The sequence below is a fragment of the Kibdelosporangium persicum genome (genome assembly GCF_013280595.1).
Taxonomy (GTDB): Bacteria; Actinomycetota; Actinomycetes; order Mycobacteriales; family Pseudonocardiaceae; genus Kibdelosporangium; species Kibdelosporangium persicum.
In genome coordinates this window covers 142,095-162,502 of record NZ_JAAATY010000009.1, presented here as the reverse complement: position 1 = coordinate 162,502, position 20,408 = coordinate 142,095, and the positions used below count along the sequence as shown (strand labels likewise).

Annotated in this window: 16 protein-coding genes; 8 read left to right on the top strand and 8 right to left on the bottom strand. The window is 67.8% G+C overall.

Annotated elements, in window-relative coordinates:
- Window positions 1-40 precede the first annotated feature (40 nt).
- The 7 genes from GC106_RS18395 to GC106_RS18365 form a co-directional block, all read right to left on the bottom strand.
- Complete coding sequence (locus tag GC106_RS18395; RefSeq protein ID WP_173131914.1) at window positions 41-2,242, bottom strand: penicillin acylase family protein; 2,202 nt, start codon at window positions 2,240-2,242, stop codon at window positions 41-43.
- Window positions 2,243-2,313: 71 nt separating this feature from the next.
- Window positions 2,314-3,240 carry an N-acetylmuramic acid 6-phosphate etherase gene (locus GC106_RS18390; RefSeq protein WP_173131911.1) on the bottom strand — a complete coding sequence of 309 codons (927 nt, stop codon included), beginning with the start codon at window positions 3,238-3,240 and terminating at the stop codon, window positions 2,314-2,316.
- Between the two features lie 16 nt (window positions 3,241-3,256).
- Window positions 3,257-4,174: a MurR/RpiR family transcriptional regulator gene (locus tag GC106_RS18385; RefSeq protein ID WP_173132333.1), complete on the bottom strand. Its 918-nt coding sequence runs from the start codon at window positions 4,172-4,174 to the stop codon at window positions 3,257-3,259.
- A 168-nt stretch (window positions 4,175-4,342) separates the two neighbouring features.
- Complete coding sequence (locus tag GC106_RS18380; protein ID WP_246366231.1) at window positions 4,343-6,058, bottom strand: serine hydrolase domain-containing protein; 1,716 nt, start codon at window positions 6,056-6,058, stop codon at window positions 4,343-4,345.
- 38 nt (window positions 6,059-6,096) lie between these two features.
- The gene (locus tag GC106_RS18375) at window positions 6,097-7,308 is read right to left on the bottom strand and encodes an exo-beta-N-acetylmuramidase NamZ family protein (RefSeq protein ID WP_246366229.1); all 1,212 of its coding nucleotides are present in this window, start codon (window positions 7,306-7,308) and stop codon (window positions 6,097-6,099) included.
- Window positions 7,309-7,343: 35 nt separating this feature from the next.
- Entirely contained in the window at window positions 7,344-9,041 is a 1,698-nt protein-coding gene (locus tag GC106_RS18370; RefSeq protein WP_173132330.1) for a glycoside hydrolase family 3 protein, read from the bottom strand.
- A 1,169-nt stretch (window positions 9,042-10,210) separates the two neighbouring features.
- Entirely contained in the window at window positions 10,211-11,014 is an 804-nt protein-coding gene (locus GC106_RS18365; RefSeq protein ID WP_173131902.1) for an HAD-IB family hydrolase, read from the bottom strand.
- A 693-nt stretch (window positions 11,015-11,707) separates the two neighbouring features.
- On the opposite strand from GC106_RS18365, the gene ssd reads away from it, so the two are divergent.
- The 8 genes from ssd to GC106_RS18325 all read left to right on the top strand — a co-directional run bounded on the left by ssd (window position 11,708) and on the right by GC106_RS18325 (window position 17,139).
- A complete protein-coding gene (ssd, locus tag GC106_RS18360) occupies window positions 11,708-12,769 on the top strand; it encodes a septum site-determining protein Ssd (protein ID WP_173131899.1) in 1,062 nt (353 codons plus the stop codon).
- 79 nt (window positions 12,770-12,848) lie between these two features.
- Window positions 12,849-14,003: a TadA family conjugal transfer-associated ATPase gene (locus GC106_RS18355; protein ID WP_173131897.1), complete on the top strand. Its 1,155-nt coding sequence runs from the start codon at window positions 12,849-12,851 to the stop codon at window positions 14,001-14,003.
- Complete coding sequence (locus GC106_RS18350) at window positions 13,991-14,770, top strand: type II secretion system F family protein (protein ID WP_246366150.1); 780 nt, start codon at window positions 13,991-13,993, stop codon at window positions 14,768-14,770. The genes GC106_RS18355 and GC106_RS18350 overlap by 13 nt, the downstream gene beginning before the upstream one ends.
- A complete protein-coding gene (locus GC106_RS18345; protein WP_173131894.1) occupies window positions 14,767-15,369 on the top strand; it encodes a type II secretion system F family protein in 603 nt (200 codons plus the stop codon). Before GC106_RS18350 ends, GC106_RS18345 begins: the two co-directional genes overlap by 4 nt.
- A 36-nt stretch (window positions 15,370-15,405) precedes the next feature.
- Window positions 15,406-15,582, top strand: a complete 177-nt coding sequence (locus GC106_RS18340; RefSeq protein WP_173131891.1) for a DUF4244 domain-containing protein — start codon at window positions 15,406-15,408, stop codon at window positions 15,580-15,582.
- Window positions 15,579-15,899, top strand: coding sequence for a TadE family type IV pilus minor pilin (locus GC106_RS18335; protein WP_312872719.1), 321 nt, complete (start codon window positions 15,579-15,581; stop codon window positions 15,897-15,899). The genes GC106_RS18340 and GC106_RS18335 overlap by 4 nt, the downstream gene beginning before the upstream one ends.
- Window positions 15,896-16,456 carry an Rv3654c family TadE-like protein gene (locus GC106_RS18330; protein WP_173131889.1) on the top strand — a complete coding sequence of 187 codons (561 nt, stop codon included), beginning with the start codon at window positions 15,896-15,898 and terminating at the stop codon, window positions 16,454-16,456. The genes GC106_RS18335 and GC106_RS18330 overlap by 4 nt, the downstream gene beginning before the upstream one ends.
- Before the next feature lie 53 nt (window positions 16,457-16,509).
- Entirely contained in the window at window positions 16,510-17,139 is a 630-nt protein-coding gene (locus GC106_RS18325) for a bifunctional DNA primase/polymerase (RefSeq protein WP_173131886.1), read from the top strand.
- Window positions 17,140-17,721: 582 nt separating this feature from the next.
- Here the strand turns inward: GC106_RS18325 and GC106_RS18320 are convergent.
- Complete coding sequence (locus GC106_RS18320; RefSeq protein ID WP_173131883.1) at window positions 17,722-20,034, bottom strand: DNA 3'-5' helicase SftH; 2,313 nt, start codon at window positions 20,032-20,034, stop codon at window positions 17,722-17,724.
- Window positions 20,035-20,408 lie beyond the last annotated feature (374 nt).

Below are 20,408 nucleotides of genomic sequence, written 5' to 3'. Positions count from 1 at the left end.
CACTCACGAGGGTTTATGGTGACGCCGATCGCCTGCTTCCCTAAGGGGCGTTGAGCCGCAGGACCTTCAGTGCCGGTGAGGCCATGATGTCCCGCTCGCAGAAGCGCTCGGTGATCCACTGCTTCTGGGAGAACAACTCCGGCTGGCGGTAAGCCAGGACTGCCCGGGCCTCTGGGCACCCCGTGTCGTTCAACGCCACGACCCGGACGTAACCGGAGCTGTTGGTGCCGCTACGGCCCTGACCGATCCCGCGGTAGGCGCCGTCCCAGTCGCTGGCGATCACGTTGAAAGTTCCCATTTCCGGCCGCGCGCCGCCGAAGGGAATCCGCTTGCCGTCCTTCTCGACGTACTGGTGGTCGCCCAACGGCGCGTCGAGCGGAACACCGGCGGCGCGCAACTCGCTGACGGCGTCGGTGAAGGCCTTGACGATGACCGGGTTCGCGGTGTTCAACGTGTTCGGCGTGCGCACCGGGTCCTTGACGTCGAACGGCACCTTCCAGTCCGGCGACCGGCCGATCCGCGTCCAGAACCGGCTGAACAGCAACGCCCCCTGGCTGTCCACATTGGCTTTGCGGTCCCATTTCGCCAGCGCGTCACACGCGTTGCCCATGTCCGGCAAGGTCTGGCACATCGCCACGGTGTCGTCTACGGCCAGCTCGGCGGCGAAGACCCGATTGGAGAACACCATGTCCTGTGTGGACTTCAGGTCGAACTTCCCCAACCCCTCGTGCACTTCGGTCAACGTGTCGCGGGTGCGGACGTTGCGGGCGGTTTCGAAACTTCCCACCATCCGGTTCAGTCGCTTCATCGGCTCACGGGCGTTGGTCAGCCAATAACTTTCGTTCGAGTTGGCCACGTAGTCGTCCCGGTGCAGCTCCGGCAGGTTGCCTGGGCCGAAAATGCCCTGCTGCACGGCATCCTTGTCGTCGCGCCACGCGCAGTCACCGCGTGAACCGTCGAGCGTGGCGAGTCCCCGTTTGGCGGTCTCGCGGCCCAGCTCGGTGCTGCACTTCTCCAACAGGGAGTCCGGTACGTTGGGGATGACCGTTTGTCCCGAGTAGACGGTCCGGCCCGCCGAGTCCGTCGCCATCATGTTGAAGATCGGGTTGCCCTGGGTCCGGTGCAGCGTTTCGGTGAAGTCGTTGACGTTCCGGGCCTTGGCGAACTCGGATATGGTGTTGAGGAACCGCATGTTCCGGGCGTTCGGGTCAGCGAACGCGTACGCCTTCCGCCCGGTCCACGGCAAAGCCACGCCGTAGGCGTTCGTCACGACCGGGCCGTACCGGGTCGAGTAGCGCGTCCTGGTAACCGGCTTGAGCGTTCCGTCCGGCTGTTTGACCTGAATGGTGACGTCCTGGCGGCGCATTTGTTCCGGCTTGCCGTCGACCAGGTACGTCGTCGGATCGGTGAGCGTCAGCTCGAAAAGCGTCGCCGGAACCACCGCGTCGGCGATGGTGCCCGACCACGCCATGGTCGGAGTCGAACCCACGATGACGAACGGCATTCCGGTGAATGTCGCGCCGCTGACGTTCACCCGGCCGGGAATGGTCAGCTGGACCATGTCCCAGGAGACGTCGCCGTGCCAGGGCAGGTGCGGATTGACCACCGCGATGCCGCGTTTCGACGTGGTGGCCGCCCGGCCGAGAACAACGGCGTTGCTGCCCGGACCGGACATGTCCGCCCTGGTTTTCTCCAGTTCGTCCAGTGATCCGGTGGTGCTCGCCCCGGGCGCGGCCGCCACGATTCCGTCGGCATTGCCGCCGGAGGCCATCAACGTGCTCCACGCGTGAGCCCGCCGGTAGACGTCCTCCTCGGTGATCGGCTGGACGATCCGCGGGCAGGTGGTCGGATGCCCTTCAGCGACGTACTTGTTGTATCCGGCGGCATATCCACGAACCATTTGCCGGACGTCCTGCGCGGGCTGGTCGAGCAACCCTTCCAGCGACACGCTCTTGAAGTACAGATCGCTGGTGACGTTGTCGGTGGCTCTTGTCAGCGTTGTCGTTGCCGGGCCGGGTCCGAAATACCGGGACCGGTCGCCGCGTAACGTGATCACGCCGTCGGCAATGGCGCAGAGATTGGCCCGGGCAGCCGCGTACCCCTGGCCGTAGCCGAGACTTCGGTAATCGTGGGCGAGTATATGAGGGATATCGTGTTCCGTGTAACGGATCGCGATGCCCGCCGGGAGCGGGGCCACGGCTCCGGCGGCGAGCGCCACCGCGACCGAGAGGGAAGTCAGCATGGGGACAACCCTGCCGACAAACCGGCACGCGGACAGTGGTGGCGTCCACCGAATCCGAGGTGGGGACAGCCCTATCGGGCAGCGGCCCCCAGCATGTCCAAAGCGTTGCGGACGTGTCCGTTCGTCTCGCTCAGCGCCTTCGCGGCCCGCTCGGAGTCCGCTCCGGACAGCAGATGCACGAGCGCGACCTTCAGGTCACCGTTGGCGGCCGTCAACGCCTCCGCACACTCCTGGAGGCCGAAGCCGGTCGCTTCCCGCAGAATCCGCAACGTCCGGCCCCGCAGCTTGGCATTCGTGGCACGCATACTCACCATCAGGTTGGAGTACGTGCGCCCGAGCTTGACCATCACCGCGGTCGAGAACGCCGTCAGCACCAACTTCTGCGACGTGCCCGCCTTCATCCGTGTCGACCCGGCGACCGCCTCCGGCCCGGTGTCGACACAGATGACAACGTCCACATCGGCCGTTCGCGCCGACATCGGGTTGTTGGACACGAGCCCGGTCGTCGCGCCGAGCCGCCTGGCAGCGGACAACGCGCCGAGCACGAACGGCGTGCGGCCCGACGCGGTGAGGCCGAGGACAAAATCCCCGGCCTCCGCCTCACGGGTCAGCAACGCGGCCCCTGCCGCCGCGTCGTCCTCCGCGTTCTCCACCGCCGTCCGCAAGGCCTGGTTGCCGCCCGCGTGGTGGGCGACGAACCAGTCGGCGGGCGCGTTGAACGTGGGAGCCAGTTCGGCGACGTCCAGGCTGGCCAACCGCCCGGACGTGCCCGCGCCCACGTAGTGCACCCGGTGTCCGCCTCGCAGCGCCTCGACTGCCAGGTCGACGGCTTCCGCCAGCTGCGGCAACGCCTCCGCCACGGCGCCCGGCACAAGCCGGTCCTCCGCGTTGATGACGCGCAGAACCTCGAGCGTGGGCAAGGTGTCCAGCCCGGTGGTCCTCGGGTTTCGGCCTTCGGTCGGAGAATCGACGTAGACCGCTTGCTGGGGAACCGTCATCGCCGTCCTGGTGCTCTCATTTTCCGGTGTCGCGTGTCTTGCGACGGCCGTCCGGCCGGGTCTCCAGCCGGTGCGGGCCAACCGCGTCACGCGTGGCTTCCAGTGCGCCCATCGCCGTCGGCAGGTGCCGTTGCGCCACTCCGATGAACAGGCAGTCGATCACCGTCAACTGGGCGATCCTGCTGGCCATCGCACCGGAGCGGAACGTGGTCTCCCGTGCCGCGGTGGTCAACACGAGGTCGGCCACTTCGGTGATCGGGGAGCGCGGGAAGTTGGTCAGCGCCACGGTTGTGGCGCCGTGTTGCCGCGCGGTGCGCAGCGCTTCAACGGTGTCGGTGGTCGCCCCGGTGTGCGAGATGCCGACAGCGACATCTCCCGAGCCGAGCACCGCCGCCGACGTGAGCATGATGTGCGTGTCGTTCCACGCGAAGCTCACCCGGCCGATGCGATGCAGCTTCTGCTGCAGGTCGAGCGCCACGAAGGCACTCGCGCCCACGCCGTAGACGTCGACGCGGCCTGCGGCGGCGATCACATCGACGACCTGCTGCAACGTGGCGACATCCAGCTGGTCGGCCGTTTCCTCCACGGCACGGGCGTCAGCGAAGGTGACCTTGTTGACGACCTGCGCGAGGTCGTCCTCCGGGCCGATCTCCCCACCGAGATCACGTTCGGCGCGTGCCTCCGTGCGCGCGGTGTCCGCGGCCAGCGCGATGCGCAGCTCCGGGTAACCACCGACGCCGATCGCCTTGCAGAACCGGGTGACCGTGGTCTCGCTGGTGCCGGCCGCGTCGGCGACCTCGGTGATGCTCCGGCGGGCGACAGCCGCCGGGTTGTCCAGCACCACTTTGGCGACTCGCTGCTCCGCGCGGGCCAGGCCGGGCAGGAGCGACCTGATGCGGACGAGCGGGCTGGACTCGCTCCGTTCGTCGACCATCTCTGCGGTGCTCACGTGGGAAACTTACTAACAGTTACGGGATCCGACAAGGTCACGGCTAGACCTCCTGACGCAACGACACCCAAACGTGTCCGAAACTTGAACCTGCAACCACAGCGGGCTTGGCTGGGAAATCGCAGGTAAGGGGGGTGTCGTTAACAAACTTTATCATCGGATTCGACGATCCCAGGCTTGTGGAACGAGTGTGGTTGGTTGTTTTTCACCGTCCAGAAGTGTCCGGCTACCCTGGGTGATTTTGATGTTGTCCAATAACACCCCGCGCCCGGTGAGGGTTCTGTCCGTACTGAATCGCCACCGCAAGAAAATCTTGTCGACTGTCGGCACTTCCGCGCGCACGTTCCACCAGGTCCGGTGGCCCGAGCCGGACAGGAAGAGGGGAGCGCCGGCCGGCGCGCCAGGCCCGCGCGCGCTGACCGGAACCGCTTGCCACGACACGCCGTCACTGCTCGACTCCAGAACGAGGTGATCCGAAATCTCGGTGTCCACGAACGTGTCGAAGCTAACCCGGACGGGTGTACCTCGCGTCTTGAGCTCTCGTGTGGACAGTGTGGCGGTCGACGAGTTGCCGATCCCCGTGTACCAGGCGTCACGGCCATGTCGCGGCCGGACAGCCAAAGCCTTGGCCAGCCCGGTCGCCAGCGTCTCGCGCGCCGGGTTGATCGATCCCCAGTTGCGCGACACGTGCACCCTGTTGGACAACAGGATCGCGATCGACCTCGACTGCAGGTCCAGCACCAGAGTGGTGCCGGTGTAACCGGTGTGACCCGCGGTCGCCGGGCCGCTCAGCCCTCCCATGTAGAACCTTCGGTCCAGTTCGAAGCCCAAACCGTGTGCGTAGCCAGGGAAGTTCGTCGTGTAGTCGGTCAGCATCGTGCGGACCGTCTCCGGCCGGAGGATCCGCTTGTGGGCATAAATGCCGCCATTGATGAGACTTTGGGCCAGTACCGCCATGTCCGAGGCGGTCGAGAAGATCCCGGCGTGCCCGGCGACGCCACCGAGTGACCACGCGTTCTCGTCGTGTACCTGCCCCCGGACGATTCCCCGCGCCGGAGTGGCCTGGTACTCGGTGGCCGCGATCCGGTCCAGTTTGGACGCGGGCGGATTGTACCCGGTGTCGGTCATCCCGAGCGGCTCGGTGATCCCTTTCGTGACGACGTTGTCCAACGTGGACCCCGTCAGACGCTCGACGAGCATGCCGAGCGTGATCAGATTGAGATCCGAGTACTCGTACGTCGAGCCCGGCACGTACTTGGGTGCTATGTCCATCACGGCCTGGAGCCGCGACGCCTTGTCCGGGTACAAGCTCCACAACGGGATGAACGACACCAGCCCCGAGGTATGGATCAGCAGCTGCTTGACCGTGATCCCGGCCTTGCCGTTGACGCCGAACTCTGGCAGGTAGCGGGAAACCGGCGCGTCCACGTCCACCTTGCCCTGCTCGGCCAGCTGCATCACGGCGATGGACGTGAACAGCTTGCTGATCGAGGCCATGTCGAAGATCGTGTCCCGGCGCATCGGAACACGCTGTTCGGCGGGCAGTTCGGTGCCCGAGGCGTCCGAATACCGCACCGCGTAACCGGATGCTGACCGGCTGACGTTCACCCCATCGTGGGCCAGCAGCGTGACCACGCCGGACATCAACGGCTTGGCCACCGGTGGCTGCGTCGGATTCGTCCTGGTCCACTCGTCGATCTGGCGAAGCGCCGCGTCGATCGGCGCCCGGTCCAGCCCGACCTGCTCGGGATTGCCGTCCCGCAACTGCGTCCAGGGCGCGGCGAACCCCTGCCTCGGCCGGTCGAACCGGCCCGAGTCACCGCCGTGTGCCTCGGCGGACACTGCACCAGCGCCTGTCACACCCACCATGGTCAGTGCGAGCACCGCTCGACGAAACATCGGGTACCTCACCAGTAGATCAGGTGTTGCCTGCGTTGCTGGCGGAAGCGCGCCAGTTCGTCCCGCCACGCGCCCGTCACCTCGGCGACGCCCGCGCCCGCGTCGATCATCGTGCGCAGCCTGGTGGAGCCGGAGAGCTTGTCGATGAAGTTGTCCGGCCGCCACGCGAACAGCGCGGGGTAGAGCCGCTTCGCGGTGACGAGCATGGCCACCGCAGTCTCGATCGGCTCGAACGCCTGCTCGTCGGTCAGGTGCAACTGGACACCGCCGCACGTCTTGCCGACGAACTTGTTGAACGTCGGCACGAAGTAGTTCTCCCGGAACCGCACGCCCCGCAGGCCCAGCTTGTTCAGCTCCTCGGCCCACCGCCAGTCCAGGTCCGGCATGCCGATCATCTCGAACGGCCTGGTGGTGCCCCGGCCCTCGGACAGCACGGTGCCCTCGAACAGGCACGTGCCCGGGTAGACCAGCGCGGTCTGCGGCGTCGGCACGTTCGGGCTCGGCGGCACCCAGTCCAGCCCGGTCCGGCTGAACAGGGTGTCCCGATGCCAGCCCCGGACCGCGACGACGTCCAGTTTGGACAACCGGCGGCCGCCCGTGTCGGCGGGCAGGAACTCCGCGTCGAAGAACTTGGCCAGCTCGCCCGCGGTCATCCCGTGCTGCTGGACGATCGGCTTCCGGCCGACCCCGGACGCGAACGCCGGGTCGAGCATGGGCCCGTACGCATTGCCACCGACCGGGTTCGGCCGGTCCAGCACGACGAACGACGCGCCGGTCTCGACCGCGGCCACCATGGCCGTGTACATGGACCATATGTAGGTATAGAAGCGTGCGCCGATGTCGGCGATGTCGAACACGACCGTGTCCAAGCCCGCCTTGCGGTACATCTCCGCGAGCTTCGTCGCGGTGACGCCGTACGCGTCATACACCGGGACCTTGGTTCGCGGGTCGGTATAACTCCCCTCGGAACCACCGGCTTGGGCCGTGCCCCGGAAGCCGTGCTCCGGACCGAACACCGCGACCGGTGCCATTCCGGCAGCCACCAGAGAGTCCACGATGTGCGTACGGTCCTTGAGCACGCCCGTCGGGTTGGTCAGCACGCCTACCTTACGGCCGGCGAAGTCACGCCAGCCCCGTTCGGCCAGGCGGTCCGCACCCGGCGTGACACCGCGGTCACCACGTTTCTCGTCCGCCACGGCCGGGCTCGCGGCAGCGACCATCGCCGCGGGCGCGGCGGCCAGCAGACTGCGCCGGGTCACCATGTCAGCCCCGTTCCGAAGGGGAAGAGGATCTGCGCGGGGTCGGCGGTCGGCACGTTCACCGGCAGCTTGCCCCGGGGCGAGACCTTCCCGAAGAGCACCTTCGCCAATGAGGCCATCGAGACGTCACGCCACGCGTACGTGGTGATCCACGTCGGCGAGTCGACGAAGCCAGGGTCGTACGGCACCTGCACGGCGACGGGGATGACGGGCTTACCTGTCTGCTGCAGCCTGGTCAGCAGCGTGCGCTGCGCTGCGCTCGTACGCAGACCGTTGGTCAGCACGATGACGAGGTCCGAACCGCTCGCCGCCGCGACAGCCTGATCGACCAGGGCGGTCGTCGGGCTGGCTCCCGTGGACAGCGCCGTCGCGTTCGGACCGATCTCCTTGGCCAGCGCCGCGACCGGCTCAGCGGGCCTGCCCGGGAACGCCGGGTTGTTCCAGCCGGTCACCAGGACCTTGCCGGGGGCCGTCTTGATCGGCAGCAGGTTCGCGTCGTTGCGCAGCACGGTGACCGTACGGTCGCTGATCCGCTGGATCTCCGCGAGATTCTGCTGCGTACCCACCTCACGCGGCAGCGAACGCTCGTCGGCGAACGGCTTGAGGAAGACGCCTCGCTTCCACTTCTGCTTGAGGATTCGCAGCACGCTCTCGTTGATCCGGTCCTCGCTGATCCGGCCGCTGCGCACGGCGTCGAGCACACCGTTGATCGTGGTATGCAGATCCGGCGGCATCAGCATCTGGTCGACGCCCGCTTCCAGCGCGAGCACGGGGATCTCGGCGTCCGGGTGCTTCTTGCGCACACCCTCCATCGCCAGCGAGTCGGTGACGATGACACCGTCGTACTTCAGCTCGTTGCGCAGGATGTCGGTCATGAACCGCTTGGAGAGGGTGGCCGGTTCACCCGACGGGTCGATGCTCGGAACCGTGATGTGCGCGGTCATGATCGAGTCGATGCCCGCCGCGATCGCTGCCTTGAACGGCGGCAGGTCGGTTTTGCGCCACTGCTCCTCGGAACGGTCGATCTTCGGCAGCCCGACGTGGCTGTCCTCGGCCGCGTCACCGTGCCCGGGGAAGTGCTTGGCCGCGGCGGACACGGTGTCACCAGGCCACCCCGCTCGCTGGTACCCGGCGATCTGCGCGGACACCAGCTGACCGGCCAGCCCGGGGTCCGAGGAGAACGACCGGGCCGCGATGACCGGGTTGAGCGGGTTGGAGTTGACATCCGCCACCGGCGCGAAGTTCTGGTTGATCCCCATCGCCCGCAGCTCGTGGCCGCTGATCGCGGCCAGCCGCTTGGCGTCCTCCGGGTTGCGGGCGGCGCCGACGGCCATGGCACTGGGGAACTCGCTGGCAGGCGCGACGACCCTGGTGACGTTGCCGCCCTCCTGGTCGATCGAGATCAATAGCGGGATGCGCGCACCGGACGTGAGGGCCGCGCGCTGCAGGCCGTTGGAGAAGCGCGTGAGCTGCACCGGGTCGTCGACGTTGTCCGTGCCCGCGTTGTTGAAGTAGATGACGCCGCCGACCTGGTAGCGCTGCACGACCTGCGCGGGCGTGTCGACTCCGTACCGCTTCTTGTTCTCCGGGTGCGCCTCGTCAGCGGACTTGCCCCAGACCGTCGCGACGAACAGCTGACCGACCCGTTGTTCCAGGCTCAAGTGCCGCAAGGCGGCGTTCGCCCAGCTCGTCATCGCGTCCACATCGGGCGCTGCCGCGGCGGGCGTGGTGACCGTGGCCAAGGCCGTGACGGCGGCCAAGGCCGGAGGGATCCAGCGACGTGACACCTCTGCCTCCCTGGAGGCGTAAGATTCTTACCGGTTTGACGCTTCAATCGGTAAGTTACCCACGTCACGTAAGGGAAGCCAAGAGCCAAACGGCGGGTTTGGGCCCACACCGGCACGATTCTGCTGGTCGAACACCACAGTAGCCAGCGCGAGGTCGGTAGGAGTTCGCATCGTGTTGGCGTTCGAGGCGAATACCGCGGCGCGAGCCGCAGCGGATGATTGTGCTGGTCGAAGACCAAAGTAGCGAGTGCTGGGTCGGGAGGAGCTCGCACCGTGGGGGTTTGGGGGCTCGGCCCCCAGAGGCAGTGACGTTCGAGCCGAGGGAAGCGAGCGAATACCCGCGGCGCGAGCCGCAGCGGATGATTGTGCTGGTCGAAGACCAAAGTAGCGAGCGCTGGGTCGGGAGGAGCTCGCACCGTGGGGGTTTGGGGGCTCGGCCCCCAAAGGCAATGACGTTCGAGCCGAGGGAAGCGAGCGCAGCGAGCGAACACCCTCGGCGCGAGCCGCAGCGGACGATTGTGCTGGTCGAAGACCAAAGTAGCGAGTGCTGGGTCGGGAGGAGCTTGCACCGTGGGGGTTTGGGGGCTCGGCCCCCAAAGGCAATGACGTTCGAGCCGAGGGAAGCGAGCGCAGCGAGCGAACACCCTCGGCGCGAGAATGTCGGCGGCGTCCGTTGACCAGGTCAACGAACGCCGCCGCCGAGCGCGGACTTCTCGGGTTACCAAGCGTGCAACTCACGTCGTACTCACTGGGCCTCGGCGCCCGGCGTCCCGGTACGCAGTCCCTTGACGACAAGCCTCCCGCGGCGCGCTGCGCGTGGGTGCCCGGAGTCCGCGCACGGAGTCCTATCAGGGTGGACCAAGCTTCTCTTCGTTTGGTCCCGGGCTGACTAGGAGTCCGCACTTACTTTTGTACCCAGTGAGCGCCGTCACTTCAAGGGCACGGACGGGTGCACCGGTACAGAGTCTTTAAGCGGTAGATCAACACGCCTCGTGGTCGGATCGGCGCACACGTAGCGGGCATGCGGCGCACCTCGCTACCCCCGACCGGGCTACCGACGCCCCCCATATGGGTGGCTACTTCCGCTTCCGGCGACGGATTCCGTACCACGTGGCCCCGGCGGCCGCGGCGACCCCAAGACTGGCCGCGGTGATGGCCACCGCGGTGCCGGACGGCATCTGGATTCTCGACCGCAGCGACACGGGTTTGGAGAACGTCAGCACCGGCCAGCCGCGCTCGCTCGCGACCTTCTTCAACGCCCGATCCGGGTTGACGGTCGCCGGGTGCCCCACCACATCGAGCATGGGCACGTCGGTGACCGAGTCGCTGTAGGCGTAGCAGGCAGCGAGGTCGTAGTTCCGTTCCGCGGCCAGCTGTTTCATCGCCACGGCCTTGTTCTCGCCGTAGCAGTAGAACTCGATCTCCCCGGTGTAGCGGCCGTCATCCGCGACCATCCGGGTGCCCACGCTGTCGTCGGCTCCGATCATGCGGGCGATCGGCCGCACGATCTCCTCACCTGAGGCGGAGACCACAACAACGTCATGTCCCTGCGCCTTATGGTCGTTGATCAGTTCGGCCGCCTCGGCGTAGATCAACGGATCGACGATGTCGTGCAGCGTCTCCTCGACGATGGCCCGGACCTGCTCGATGTCCCAGCCCTCGCACAGAGCCGTGAGGTGGGCTCGCATCCGAGCCACCTGGTCGGCGTCCGCCCCGGACTGCATGAAGACGAACTGGGCGTACGCGCTCTTGAGCACAGCGCGGCGGTTGATCAGCCCGCCCTGGAAGAACGGACGGCTGAAGGCCAGCGTGCTCGACTTGGCGATGACCGTCTTGTCCAGGTCGAAGAACGCTGCGACCCGCTTCGTCACATCGGTCATAAGCCCAGCATATGCCCCCTCTCGCAGGCCGCGGCATGGTCGGTGGGCGCAAGACGACCAATAAAAACCCGTATCCGTGACCACGAGCGCCTGGGAAGGGGATACAGTTAGGGCGTCCGGTCTTCGACACCGGGCCGGTTCAGTCCGACCCCCCGGGACTGAACCTATTGACGACCCCCGTCCCTCCCCCCTGGCGGGGGTCGTCCCATATCCGCAATCCTTGCGCACCGGGAAAAAATCTTCGGTGGGTCCCGCGTGGGGCACGTAAATTCTACGTCAGGGTAGTAACCGGTCCGCTGTTCGAACCCTTGCCGGGCAACAAGTCACCCGGAACTTCCGGGTGGCCGTCTCCTCGTCCGGACGACCGTGGTCCACTGTGGACCTCGTTGGTCGGTTCAGCGCCTGAACGAAACGTGCGAAGCACAACCATCTTGGCGCGGGTTTGCCGAACGCCGCGACCCGTTCCCATGTTCACCTTCGAATCGTGGTTGCTCACCGAAACGACATTTTCGATCGGGCGCCTATACCACAACGATCCGACAAGAATCGTCCGCGAAGCCCGATTCCCGGCCACTTGTCCACACCCACCCCACTTGTCCACAGCCTGGCCCCGGCGTCGTTGCCCGCCCGCCGCCGAAGCGAGACGGTGGAAGCGTCGGGCAGCAAGCCCGGCAGTCGATCCGGGGGTGTCCGATGACCGAGAACCGTCCACTTGTCCTGGTCAACAACGAGACCATGCTCGACGAGCTGCTGCGGCTGGCCGCGGCGGCAGGCTGCGATCTGCGGCGTGTGCCGGACGCGCCGGCCGCGAGACCATTGTGGTCGGACGCTCCGCTAGTGCTGCTCGATCCGCCTGGCGCACGCGAGATCCAGCATGAGCGGCTGCCAAGGCGCGACCGGGTCGTCATCGTGTCCCCTGATGCCCAAGGGGTCGACGCGTTGCAGGCCGCGGTCGACGTCGGCGCCGACCGGGTCGTCGAACTGCCCACGGCAGAGGCCTGGCTGGCCGACGCGATCGCCGACGCGGCGGAAGGCGCCGGCGGACCGCCGGGCCGGGTGCTGGCTGTCGTCGGCGGCAGAGGTGGCGCGGGCGCGTCCGTGTTCGCCGCGGCGGTGGCGAGAGCCGCGACCCGATCAGGTCATCGCGCGATGCTGGTCGACTGCGACCCGCTGGCGGGCGGCCTGGACCTGGTGCTCGGCGCGGAAAGCCAGGACGGGTTGCGCTGGCCCCAGATGAACGTCAAAGGCAGAGTCGCGTTCTCGTCGCTGCGTGACGCCTTGCCCGGCAGTGAAGGGCTCAAGGTCGTATCCGGCGCGAGAAAGGGGTTCGCACCCGAGCCGGACGCGGTGACAGCGGTCATCGAAGCGGGCAGACGCGGCGGCGACATAGTCGTCTGCGATCTGCCGCGCGACCTCTCGGCAACCGCCGGGGCCGCCCTGGATCTCGCCGACCTCACCATCATGGTCGTGCCCGCCGAGTTGCGTGCGTGTGCCTCGGCGTCGTTGGTCGCCGAGCGGTTGAAAGACCGTGGCGTAGTCGCGCGGGTGTTGGTACGTGGACCGGCGCCCGGTGGGTTGACGGCGGACGACGTGGCTGAAGCCGTCGGCCTCCCGCTCCTGTCCTGGATGCCCCACCAGCGCGGGCTGGCCGCCGCCTTGGAACGAGGCGAGTTCTCAGGCAGACGCGGTCCATTGATCAGCGCCGCCCGAAGAGCCCTGGAAACCCTTGGCGTGGACCACAGAGTGGCTTCCTGATGTCGCTGTCGCGCGGCGATGTCGCCGCACATCTCGATCGGCTGAACCAGACTTCACCTACGACAGAGGGCAGAGCGTCATGAAAGCGGAACTCGTCGAACGGGTTCGCCGCCGTGTGGCCAACGCGGGCACAACGGTCACCTTCGCGTCGGTCGCGGCCGCGATCCGCGAGGAGTCGGGCGGTGTCGCCGGTGACCAGGATGTGCTGGACGCGTTGCAAGTCCTTGGCCGCGAACTGGAAGGAGCCGGGCCGCTGGACCCGCTGTTGCGGGCGCCGGAGACCACCGATGTCCTTGTCACCGGACCGGACGAGGTCTGGGTCGAAGACGGCGCGGGCCTGCGGAGAACAGACGTCCGGTTCCCGGACGAGCCATCGGTCCGGCGGTTGGTACAGCGGCTGGCGGCGGCCGCCGGTCGCAGACTCGATGACGCGCAGCCGTTTGTGGACGCCTGGTTGCCCGGCGGAGTCCGGATGCACGCGGTACTCCCGCCGATCGCGCCATCGGGCACGTGTTTGTCCTTGCGTGTGCTCAGACCGACAGCGCACGACCTCGACAGTCTCAGTCGACTGGGAACGTTCGACGCACAGGGAGCCGTCTTGCTCAAGGCCATTGTGGACGCACGGCTCACGTTTGTCGTCATAGGCGGAACCGGCTCCGGCAAGACGACGTTGCTCGGCGCGATGCTCGGCGCTGTACCGGTAAGCGAACGAATCGTGTGCGTTGAAGACGCCGCCGAACTGTTGCCCGCGCACCCTCAGTTCGTCCGGCTGGTCGCCAGACCGCCCAACATCGAAGGCGTCGGCGGTGTGGGTGTTCGCGAACTTGTCCGGCAGGCGTTGCGAATGCGGCCCGACCGTCTCGTCGTGGGCGAGGTTCGCGGTGCGGAAGTGGTTGACTTGCTCACCGCCTTGAACACTGGTCACGAGGGCAGTGCCGGGACGCTGCACGCGAACTCACCTGCCGAAGTACCGGCGAGATTCGAAGCGCTGGCCGCACTCGGCGGATTGTCACGGTCCGCTTTGCACAGTCAACTGGCCGCCGCCGTACGCCTGGTCCTGTGCATGCGTCGCGAGGGCGAAGCGCGGCGGCTGGCTGAAATCGGTGTGCTGCAACGAATCGGTGAGTTCGTGAAGATCTGCCCCGCGTGGCGGCCGGGGGAACGGTTGTACGCGCGAACTCTGCTGGATGACCTGATCAAGGAAAGGGGAGGGGCGACGCCATGGACGCCTTGATCGTGCTGACCTTGGCCGCTGCATTGCTGACCTGGCCGACGGCCACGGCGTCGAGGCGGCTCGCCGCGCTGACAGGTCCACCAAGACGAGTGTTTCGGCCACCCCGGCCGAACACCGCTCTCCTCGCGTTGGCAAGCGCACTCCTCGGTGGAGTCCTGCTGGGCGTCGGTGGCGCCATCGCGGGCGCGATCGGTGGTGCGGTCGGCTGGCGCTACGCCAGATCCAGACAACGGCTTCGTCAGCGCACCGCTGCGGTGGAAGACCTCGCGGAGACCGTCCGATCGCTCGTGAGCGAGCTCAGAGCGGGCGCACATCCGGTTGCCGCCGCCGAGTCGGTGGCGGTCGACGCGCCCTCCAGCGGAGCGGAGGCGATGCGAGCCATTGCGGCCGCTGCGCGAATGGGCGGCGATGTCGAGCAGGCGGTCCGGGAGCCGTTGTTCGCCGATGTCGCCCACGCGTGGGCCTTGGCCCAACGGCATGGCTTGCCGCTCGCCGACGTGTTGGCGGCCGTGGTCCGGGATCTTGACCAGAGGGTCCGGTTCGCGCGCCAGGTGCACGCGAGAATGGTCGGCCCGAGAACCAGCGCCGCTGTGCTGGCCTGCCTGCCGGTGGTCGGCGTAGCACTGGGACAACTCATGGGTGCGAACCCGTTCCGGACGCTCTCCGGCACGACGGCTGGCCAGGCGCTGCTCGTCATGGGCGTCGGGCTGATGTGCGTGGGGCTCCTGTGGAGCGGACGACTGACACGTCAGGCGGCACTCCCATGACCGAACTCGTCCTCCTGGCAGCGGCAGTGCTGGTCGCGCCGGGCGCGCGGACCGCGAGACTCCGGCTCGCGGAGATGTCCGGGCGGCCAAGCCGGAGGCTGTCAGGCAAACAGCTGATCACGGCGAAGCGCTGGCGGAGGTCCCGTACACCGGCACCCGACCCGTTGCAGCTGGCCATGAGCTGGGACCTGCTCGGCGCATGCCTGCGGGCCGGGCTACCGGTGCCTGCGGCGGTGCGGGTGGTCGCCGACCGAGTGCCGGGCGACGGCGGCAAGGCGTTGCGGACCACAGCCGACCTGCTCGCCTTGGGTGCGGACGCGGAAGACGCGTGGGCACCGGCGGCTTCGGTCCCGGCCACCGCACCACTGGCACGCGGTGCGCGCCGAACGGCCAGGTCCGGGACCGAGCTGGCGACCGTGGCAGCGGCGTTGGCGGACGAAGTGCGTACGTCAGCCACCGACACAGCCGAGGCACGAGCTCAACGAGCCGGTGTGCTGATCGCTGGTCCGCTCGGGCTGTGTTTCCTCCCGGCGTTCGTCTGCCTGGGCGTCGTCCCGGTCGTCGCGGGCCTCGCGGGCCGGCTGGGGCTGAGCGGATGACCACACAAACCATGGACCGGAAAGGAACGAATGATGATGACCACGCGACGCTCGCACCTGTTCTTGGACGACGAAGGTGCGGTCACAGTCGAGTACGCGATGCTCTTCTTCCTGGTCGGAGCGCTCATCGGGACGGTCTACCTGGTCGTCACCAGCGACTGGTTCCAGGACCTGGTCAGCGACCTGATCAGGGACGCGATGCAGGAGCCGTGACCGTCGAGGCGGCGATCGCGCTCGGTTTGATCATGGGCGTGCTGGCCCTCGCCTTCGCGGGGTTCGCGGCGATGACCGCGCATCTGCGGTGTGTCGACGCGGCTCGGGAGGCGGCGCGGCTGGTCGCCCGTGGCGACGAGCGACTCGCGGTCGAGGCGGCGGCCACCATCGCGCCGAGCGGCGCGAACGTGCGGATCACGACCGAAGGCGACCGGATCAGCGTCGAGGTGTCCGTCGCACCGGCCGGTCAGTTCCTCTCCGGTCTGGCGATCACCGGGGCGGCCTTCGCGGTCGCCGAACCGGAGGTGGCCGAGTGAGACGTTCCCACAGGCCACCCGCCGACGAAGGTGCGGCGTCGGTGCTGGCGGCGTTCGTGGTGGCGGCGCTGGTGATGGTCTTCGGGCTGATGCTCGCGATCGGCGCCGCCACCTCGGCCCGGCACAAGGCCGACAGCGCGGCCGACCTGTCGGCGCTCGCCGCGGCGACCTACCTGCCGTGGGGCGAGCAGGCCGCCTGTGAGCAGGCACGATGGGTGGTCGACATGATGCGGATGCGGCTCGGCGAATGCCGGATGAACGGTTGGGTGGCGTCCGTCGTGGTGACCACAGCGGTGAGTGGTCTGGGCGAGATTACCGCTCGTGCCGCGGCCGGACCGGTGGCGCAGATGAGTCCGGCCGAAGAAAACGTGCCGCCGGTCGCGGGCAACGGTCGCCCGAGAGCGGTGAGCGGCATCACGGGCCGGTCCAGGCGTGTCGGCGAGCGGTACCGCCGACCGGTTGACGTTCAGTTGGGACGTCAGGCGGCTTTCACTCGCCGTTCATTACCGACCAGTTGCCGACAAGCAGTTACAACGGACGGCGGTCGTGCCGTTTAGTCAGACGCAGGGCACGGACGGGTGCCCGCCGGGCAAGGAGGCAAGTAGCCAACATGTTGGAGACGGACTGGTCGGATAGCTGGCGTGGGGCCTTCCGCATCGAACTGCGTGCGGAGGCGGTCGGCCTCGCGTGGCGTGGGTGGCCGGTGCTGCCCGGCACCTATCCGGCGGGCTCGCACTGGGCGGGCCGTGAGGGAACGGAGAACGCCGGACCGGTTCCCGTGCACCGGGACTGGCAGGAGCGCATCGGCACCAAGCCGGAGCAGGTCGCCGCGTGGTGGACCGGCCGCCCCTACAGCCTCCTGGTCGCCACTGGTGTGGTGCTCGACGCCATCGAGGTCGACGACTCGCTCGGCCGCAAGGCCGCTGGCGTGCTGCGCACCTACGGGATGCCGGTGCCGATCGTCGCGACCCCGGCCGGCCGGTGGATGTTCCTGACCAAGACCGGGCGTGCGCTGCGCCGCGAGCTGGCCGTTGACGAGCAGGTCACGCTGCACGGCGCCGGGAGCTACGTGCCGCTGCCGCCCAGCCCCTTCCAGCACGGTGTCGTGCACTGGCGCGTCAAGCCCGAGGTCTGCGGCTGGCGACTGCCTGAGTCGGCCGTCGTGCAGGAGGCCCTCGCCGACGCACTGGCCACCCCGAGCCGGCTCAGCCTGACGTCCGAGCTGGTAGCCGCGGACTGAGCGGCGACGCACCGAAAACTCCATAGCGCCACTCAAGGTTTGCCTCGTTCCAGGTCAGTCGCCGGCTTTCCCGCACCGACGCGACGACCGGGGACCTGGCGGCCTGCCGAGTACCAGCACCAGGCATGCGGCCTCCCGTTCCGCGACGGCCACCGGTGAGCGCGGCCCCACCAGCCGCGATCGGCGATCCTGCCCCCGGGAAAAAATCTCCGGCGGTCGACGCCTCGCCTCCCGGCGTCGACCCGCTGACGGCAGTCGCGTCGAACGGTCGTAGGCCTATGCCACTGGCTCGGCGGCAAGGGCGATACGCAGGGGATGTCGTACGGAACCGGCATCCCCTGCGTATTGCCACACCCACACGCCGTGTCCACCATTCCGGCACCACGAAATGCACTTTGCGGCACCATGAGTTCCCCGCCACAACCTGGATCTTGGTCACCGGTGAGTCCGTTGCCGCCGACGCCTTTGGGGCCAGGCGGCGAACTTCGATCTAGCCGGGCAACGGCTTCTTGTCGATGGTGGTACGCGCGGCTCCGCGAATCCTTGGCGTAGTCCCGAGGTTGACCGACAGCACGGTCGGCATCAGGTGATGGCCTTCAGCACGATGTCGAGCACGCGTATCGCGCCTGCCTTGTCCAACGGCTCGTTTCCGTTGCCACACTTGGGTGATTGCACGCACGACGGGCAGCCGGCCTGGCATTCGCACGAGTCGATGGCGAGCCGGGTGGCGGTGAGCCAGTCGGCGATCGACTGGAAACCGCGGTCAGCGAAGCCCGCGCCACCGGGGTGTCCGTCGTGGACGAACACCGTCGCTTCGCCCGTGTCCGGGTGCATGGCGGTGGAGACGCCGCCGATGTCCCACCGGTCACAGGTGGCCAGCAGCGGCAGCAGGCCGATGGCGGCGTGCTCGGCGGCGTGCAGGGCACCGCCGGTCTGGGCGCGCTCGATTCCGGCTTCGCGCAACAGGTCCTCGGCGATCGTGTACCAGACCGCCCTGGTCTCCAGGGTTCGCTCCGGCAGGTCCAGCGGCACCTGGTCGATGACCTCACCGGAGGGCAACCGTCGCAGGTAGGCGACCACCTGGGAGGTCACCGCGACATCGCCGAGGCACACCGTCACGCCGTCGAAGTCCTGCTTGGTCAACGTTTTGAGCACCGAGATGTCCACGACGTCACGCGGCTGCGTGGTCCATTCCGGGTCCTCGGCGTGCACGAGGGCCAAACCGGCGTCCAGGTCGAGCTCGTCGACCACATAGGACGTTCCCTGGTGCAGGTACACCGCACCGGGATGCACGGTGGCGCAAGCTGAACCGGGATCGACCGTGCCGAGCATCCGCCCGGTGTCCGCCTCGACCACCATGATCTGCTCGCCGCCGGAGCCGCGGATGTCCACCCCGGCGTGGGGCCGGTCCCGCGAAGTCCAGTACCAGCCGGCCGGCCGCTTGCGCAGCACCCCATCGTTGACCAGGTCCTGGAGCACTTCCCTGGCTGTGTCCCCACCGAACGGCGGGAGGTCCTTGTCCTTGAGCGGCAACTCCGCCGCGGCACACGCGAGGTGCGGAGCCAGTACGTACGGGTTGAGCGGGTCCAGGACCGTTGCCTCGATGGGCCGGTGCAGCATCGCCGATGGGTTGTGCACCAGGTAGGTGTCGAGGGGGTCGTCCCGCGCGACGAACACCACGAGCGAACCGTCACCGGCTCGGCCCGCGCGCCCGGCTTGTTGCCAGAACGACGCCAACGTGCCCGGGTAACCAGCGACGACAACCGCGTCGAGCCCGGCGATGTCGACTCCGAGTTCCAAGGCGTTAGTGCTGGCCACGCCGAGCAGTTCGCCCGAGGCCAGCGACTTCTCCAACGCACGCCGCTCCTCCGGCAGGAACCCCGCCCGGTAGGCGGCCACCCGGCCGGCCAACGTCGTGTCCACTTGAGACAGTGCGTGCCGGGCGGAGAGCGCGGTCAGTTCGGCACCACGCCGCGAACGCACGAACGCGAGCGTGCGCGCGCCTTCCACCACCAGGTCGGTGAGGATGCGCGCGGTCTCCGCACCGGCCGACCGCCGGACGGGGGCACCGTTTTCGCCCTTGAGTTCGTCCATCAATGGCGGTTCCCACAATGCGACCGTCCGGGCGCCGCGCGGCGAGCCGTCTTCGGTGACCGCGACGCATTCGACGCCGCACAGCCGAGTCGCGGAAACCGATGGATCGGACACCGTTGCGGAAGCCGCGATGAATGTCGGGTCCGAACCGTAATGCCGCGCGACCCGGCGCAGCCTGCGGAGCAGAAGCGCGACGTGCGAACCGAACACGCCGCGGTACGCGTGCGCCTCGTCCACCACTATGTATTTCAGCCGCCGGAAGAACTGGGCCCAGCGCGCGTGCGACGGCAGGATGCCGCGGTGGATCATGTCCGGGTTGGTGAACACCCATCGGGCATGCGCCCGCACCCAGTCTCGTTCCTCCATGGGTGTGTCGCCGTCGAAACTCGACGCCCGCACGTCCGGCAGGTCCAGGTCTCGCACTGCCCGCAACTGGTCGGCACCCAGCGCTTTCGTGGGCGCCAGATAGAGCGCCGTGCACCGCCGGTCGGTCGCGAACGACGACAAAACGGGAAGCTGGTACGACAAGGACTTTCCGGACGCCGTTCCGGTCGAGAGCACGACGTGCCGCGAGTTCCAGATGTGCTCGGCCGCCTCGACCTGGTGTGTCCACGGCTTTTCCAGGCCCCGCGCCCGGAACGCGCCGACGACCTGCGCGGGCGCCCAATCAGGCCATTCGGCGTACTGCGGCAGCCGTTCCGGCAGGTCCTCCACATGCGTCAACGGGTTCTCGTTGGCCGGAACACCGGCGAGCACTCGGGACAGCAACTGCCGCCCGCGCTCGGTTCGCACGTCACCCACGCCACCGAGCTAAGCACAGCTCTCCCTCGTGAGTACTTATCAGGGTTAGAACACTGATAAGTACTCACGAGGGGGACGCGGTCTTGGGGCGTGTGCGCGGCGTGAACGGCCAGTCCGCGCAAGCCGATTCGGTTGCCTGGCACCGCATAGTGCCTGCTCACGGCGTTGGTCGCGGTGCGTCGCGGGCGCGTGGGCGGACGGCGTGACCAAGGCTACTTTTCTGTTGCCAGAGCGCGATCAGGGCACCTGACCTCGGTTCTTGATCGATCCCGAGATCGATAAAACGAAGATAACAGAACGTACACGGCTGGGGACGCCTCACAAACACGGTTCCCCTTACACATAGACTCCGCCGACGTCCCACCACTTGTGGT

Coding starts and splice junctions, on each gene's coding strand:
- GC106_RS18375 (WP_246366229.1), bottom strand. CDS start 7,308: ATGGTCGCTGCCGCGAGCCCGGCCGTGGCGGACGAGAAACGTGGTGAC.
- GC106_RS18385 (WP_173132333.1), bottom strand. CDS start 4,174: ATGGTCGACGAACGGAGCGAGTCCAGCCCGCTCGTCCGCATCAGGTCG.
- GC106_RS18395 (WP_173131914.1), bottom strand. CDS start 2,242: ATGCTGACTTCCCTCTCGGTCGCGGTGGCGCTCGCCGCCGGAGCCGTG.
- GC106_RS18370 (WP_173132330.1), bottom strand. CDS start 9,041: ATGACGAGCTGGGCGAACGCCGCCTTGCGGCACTTGAGCCTGGAACAA.
- GC106_RS18350 (WP_246366150.1), top strand. CDS start 13,991: ATGGACGCCTTGATCGTGCTGACCTTGGCCGCTGCATTGCTGACCTGG.
- GC106_RS18325 (WP_173131886.1), top strand. CDS start 16,510: ATGTTGGAGACGGACTGGTCGGATAGCTGGCGTGGGGCCTTCCGCATC.
- GC106_RS18365 (WP_173131902.1), bottom strand. CDS start 11,014: ATGACCGATGTGACGAAGCGGGTCGCAGCGTTCTTCGACCTGGACAAG.
- GC106_RS18345 (WP_173131894.1), top strand. CDS start 14,767: ATGACCGAACTCGTCCTCCTGGCAGCGGCAGTGCTGGTCGCGCCGGGC.
- GC106_RS18390 (WP_173131911.1), bottom strand. CDS start 3,240: ATGACGGTTCCCCAGCAAGCGGTCTACGTCGATTCTCCGACCGAAGGC.
- GC106_RS18355 (WP_173131897.1), top strand. CDS start 12,849: ATGAAAGCGGAACTCGTCGAACGGGTTCGCCGCCGTGTGGCCAACGCG.
- ssd (WP_173131899.1), top strand. CDS start 11,708: ATGACCGAGAACCGTCCACTTGTCCTGGTCAACAACGAGACCATGCTC.
- GC106_RS18380 (WP_246366231.1), bottom strand. CDS start 6,058: ATGGTGGGTGTGACAGGCGCTGGTGCAGTGTCCGCCGAGGCACACGGC.
- GC106_RS18340 (WP_173131891.1), top strand. CDS start 15,406: ATGACCACGCGACGCTCGCACCTGTTCTTGGACGACGAAGGTGCGGTC.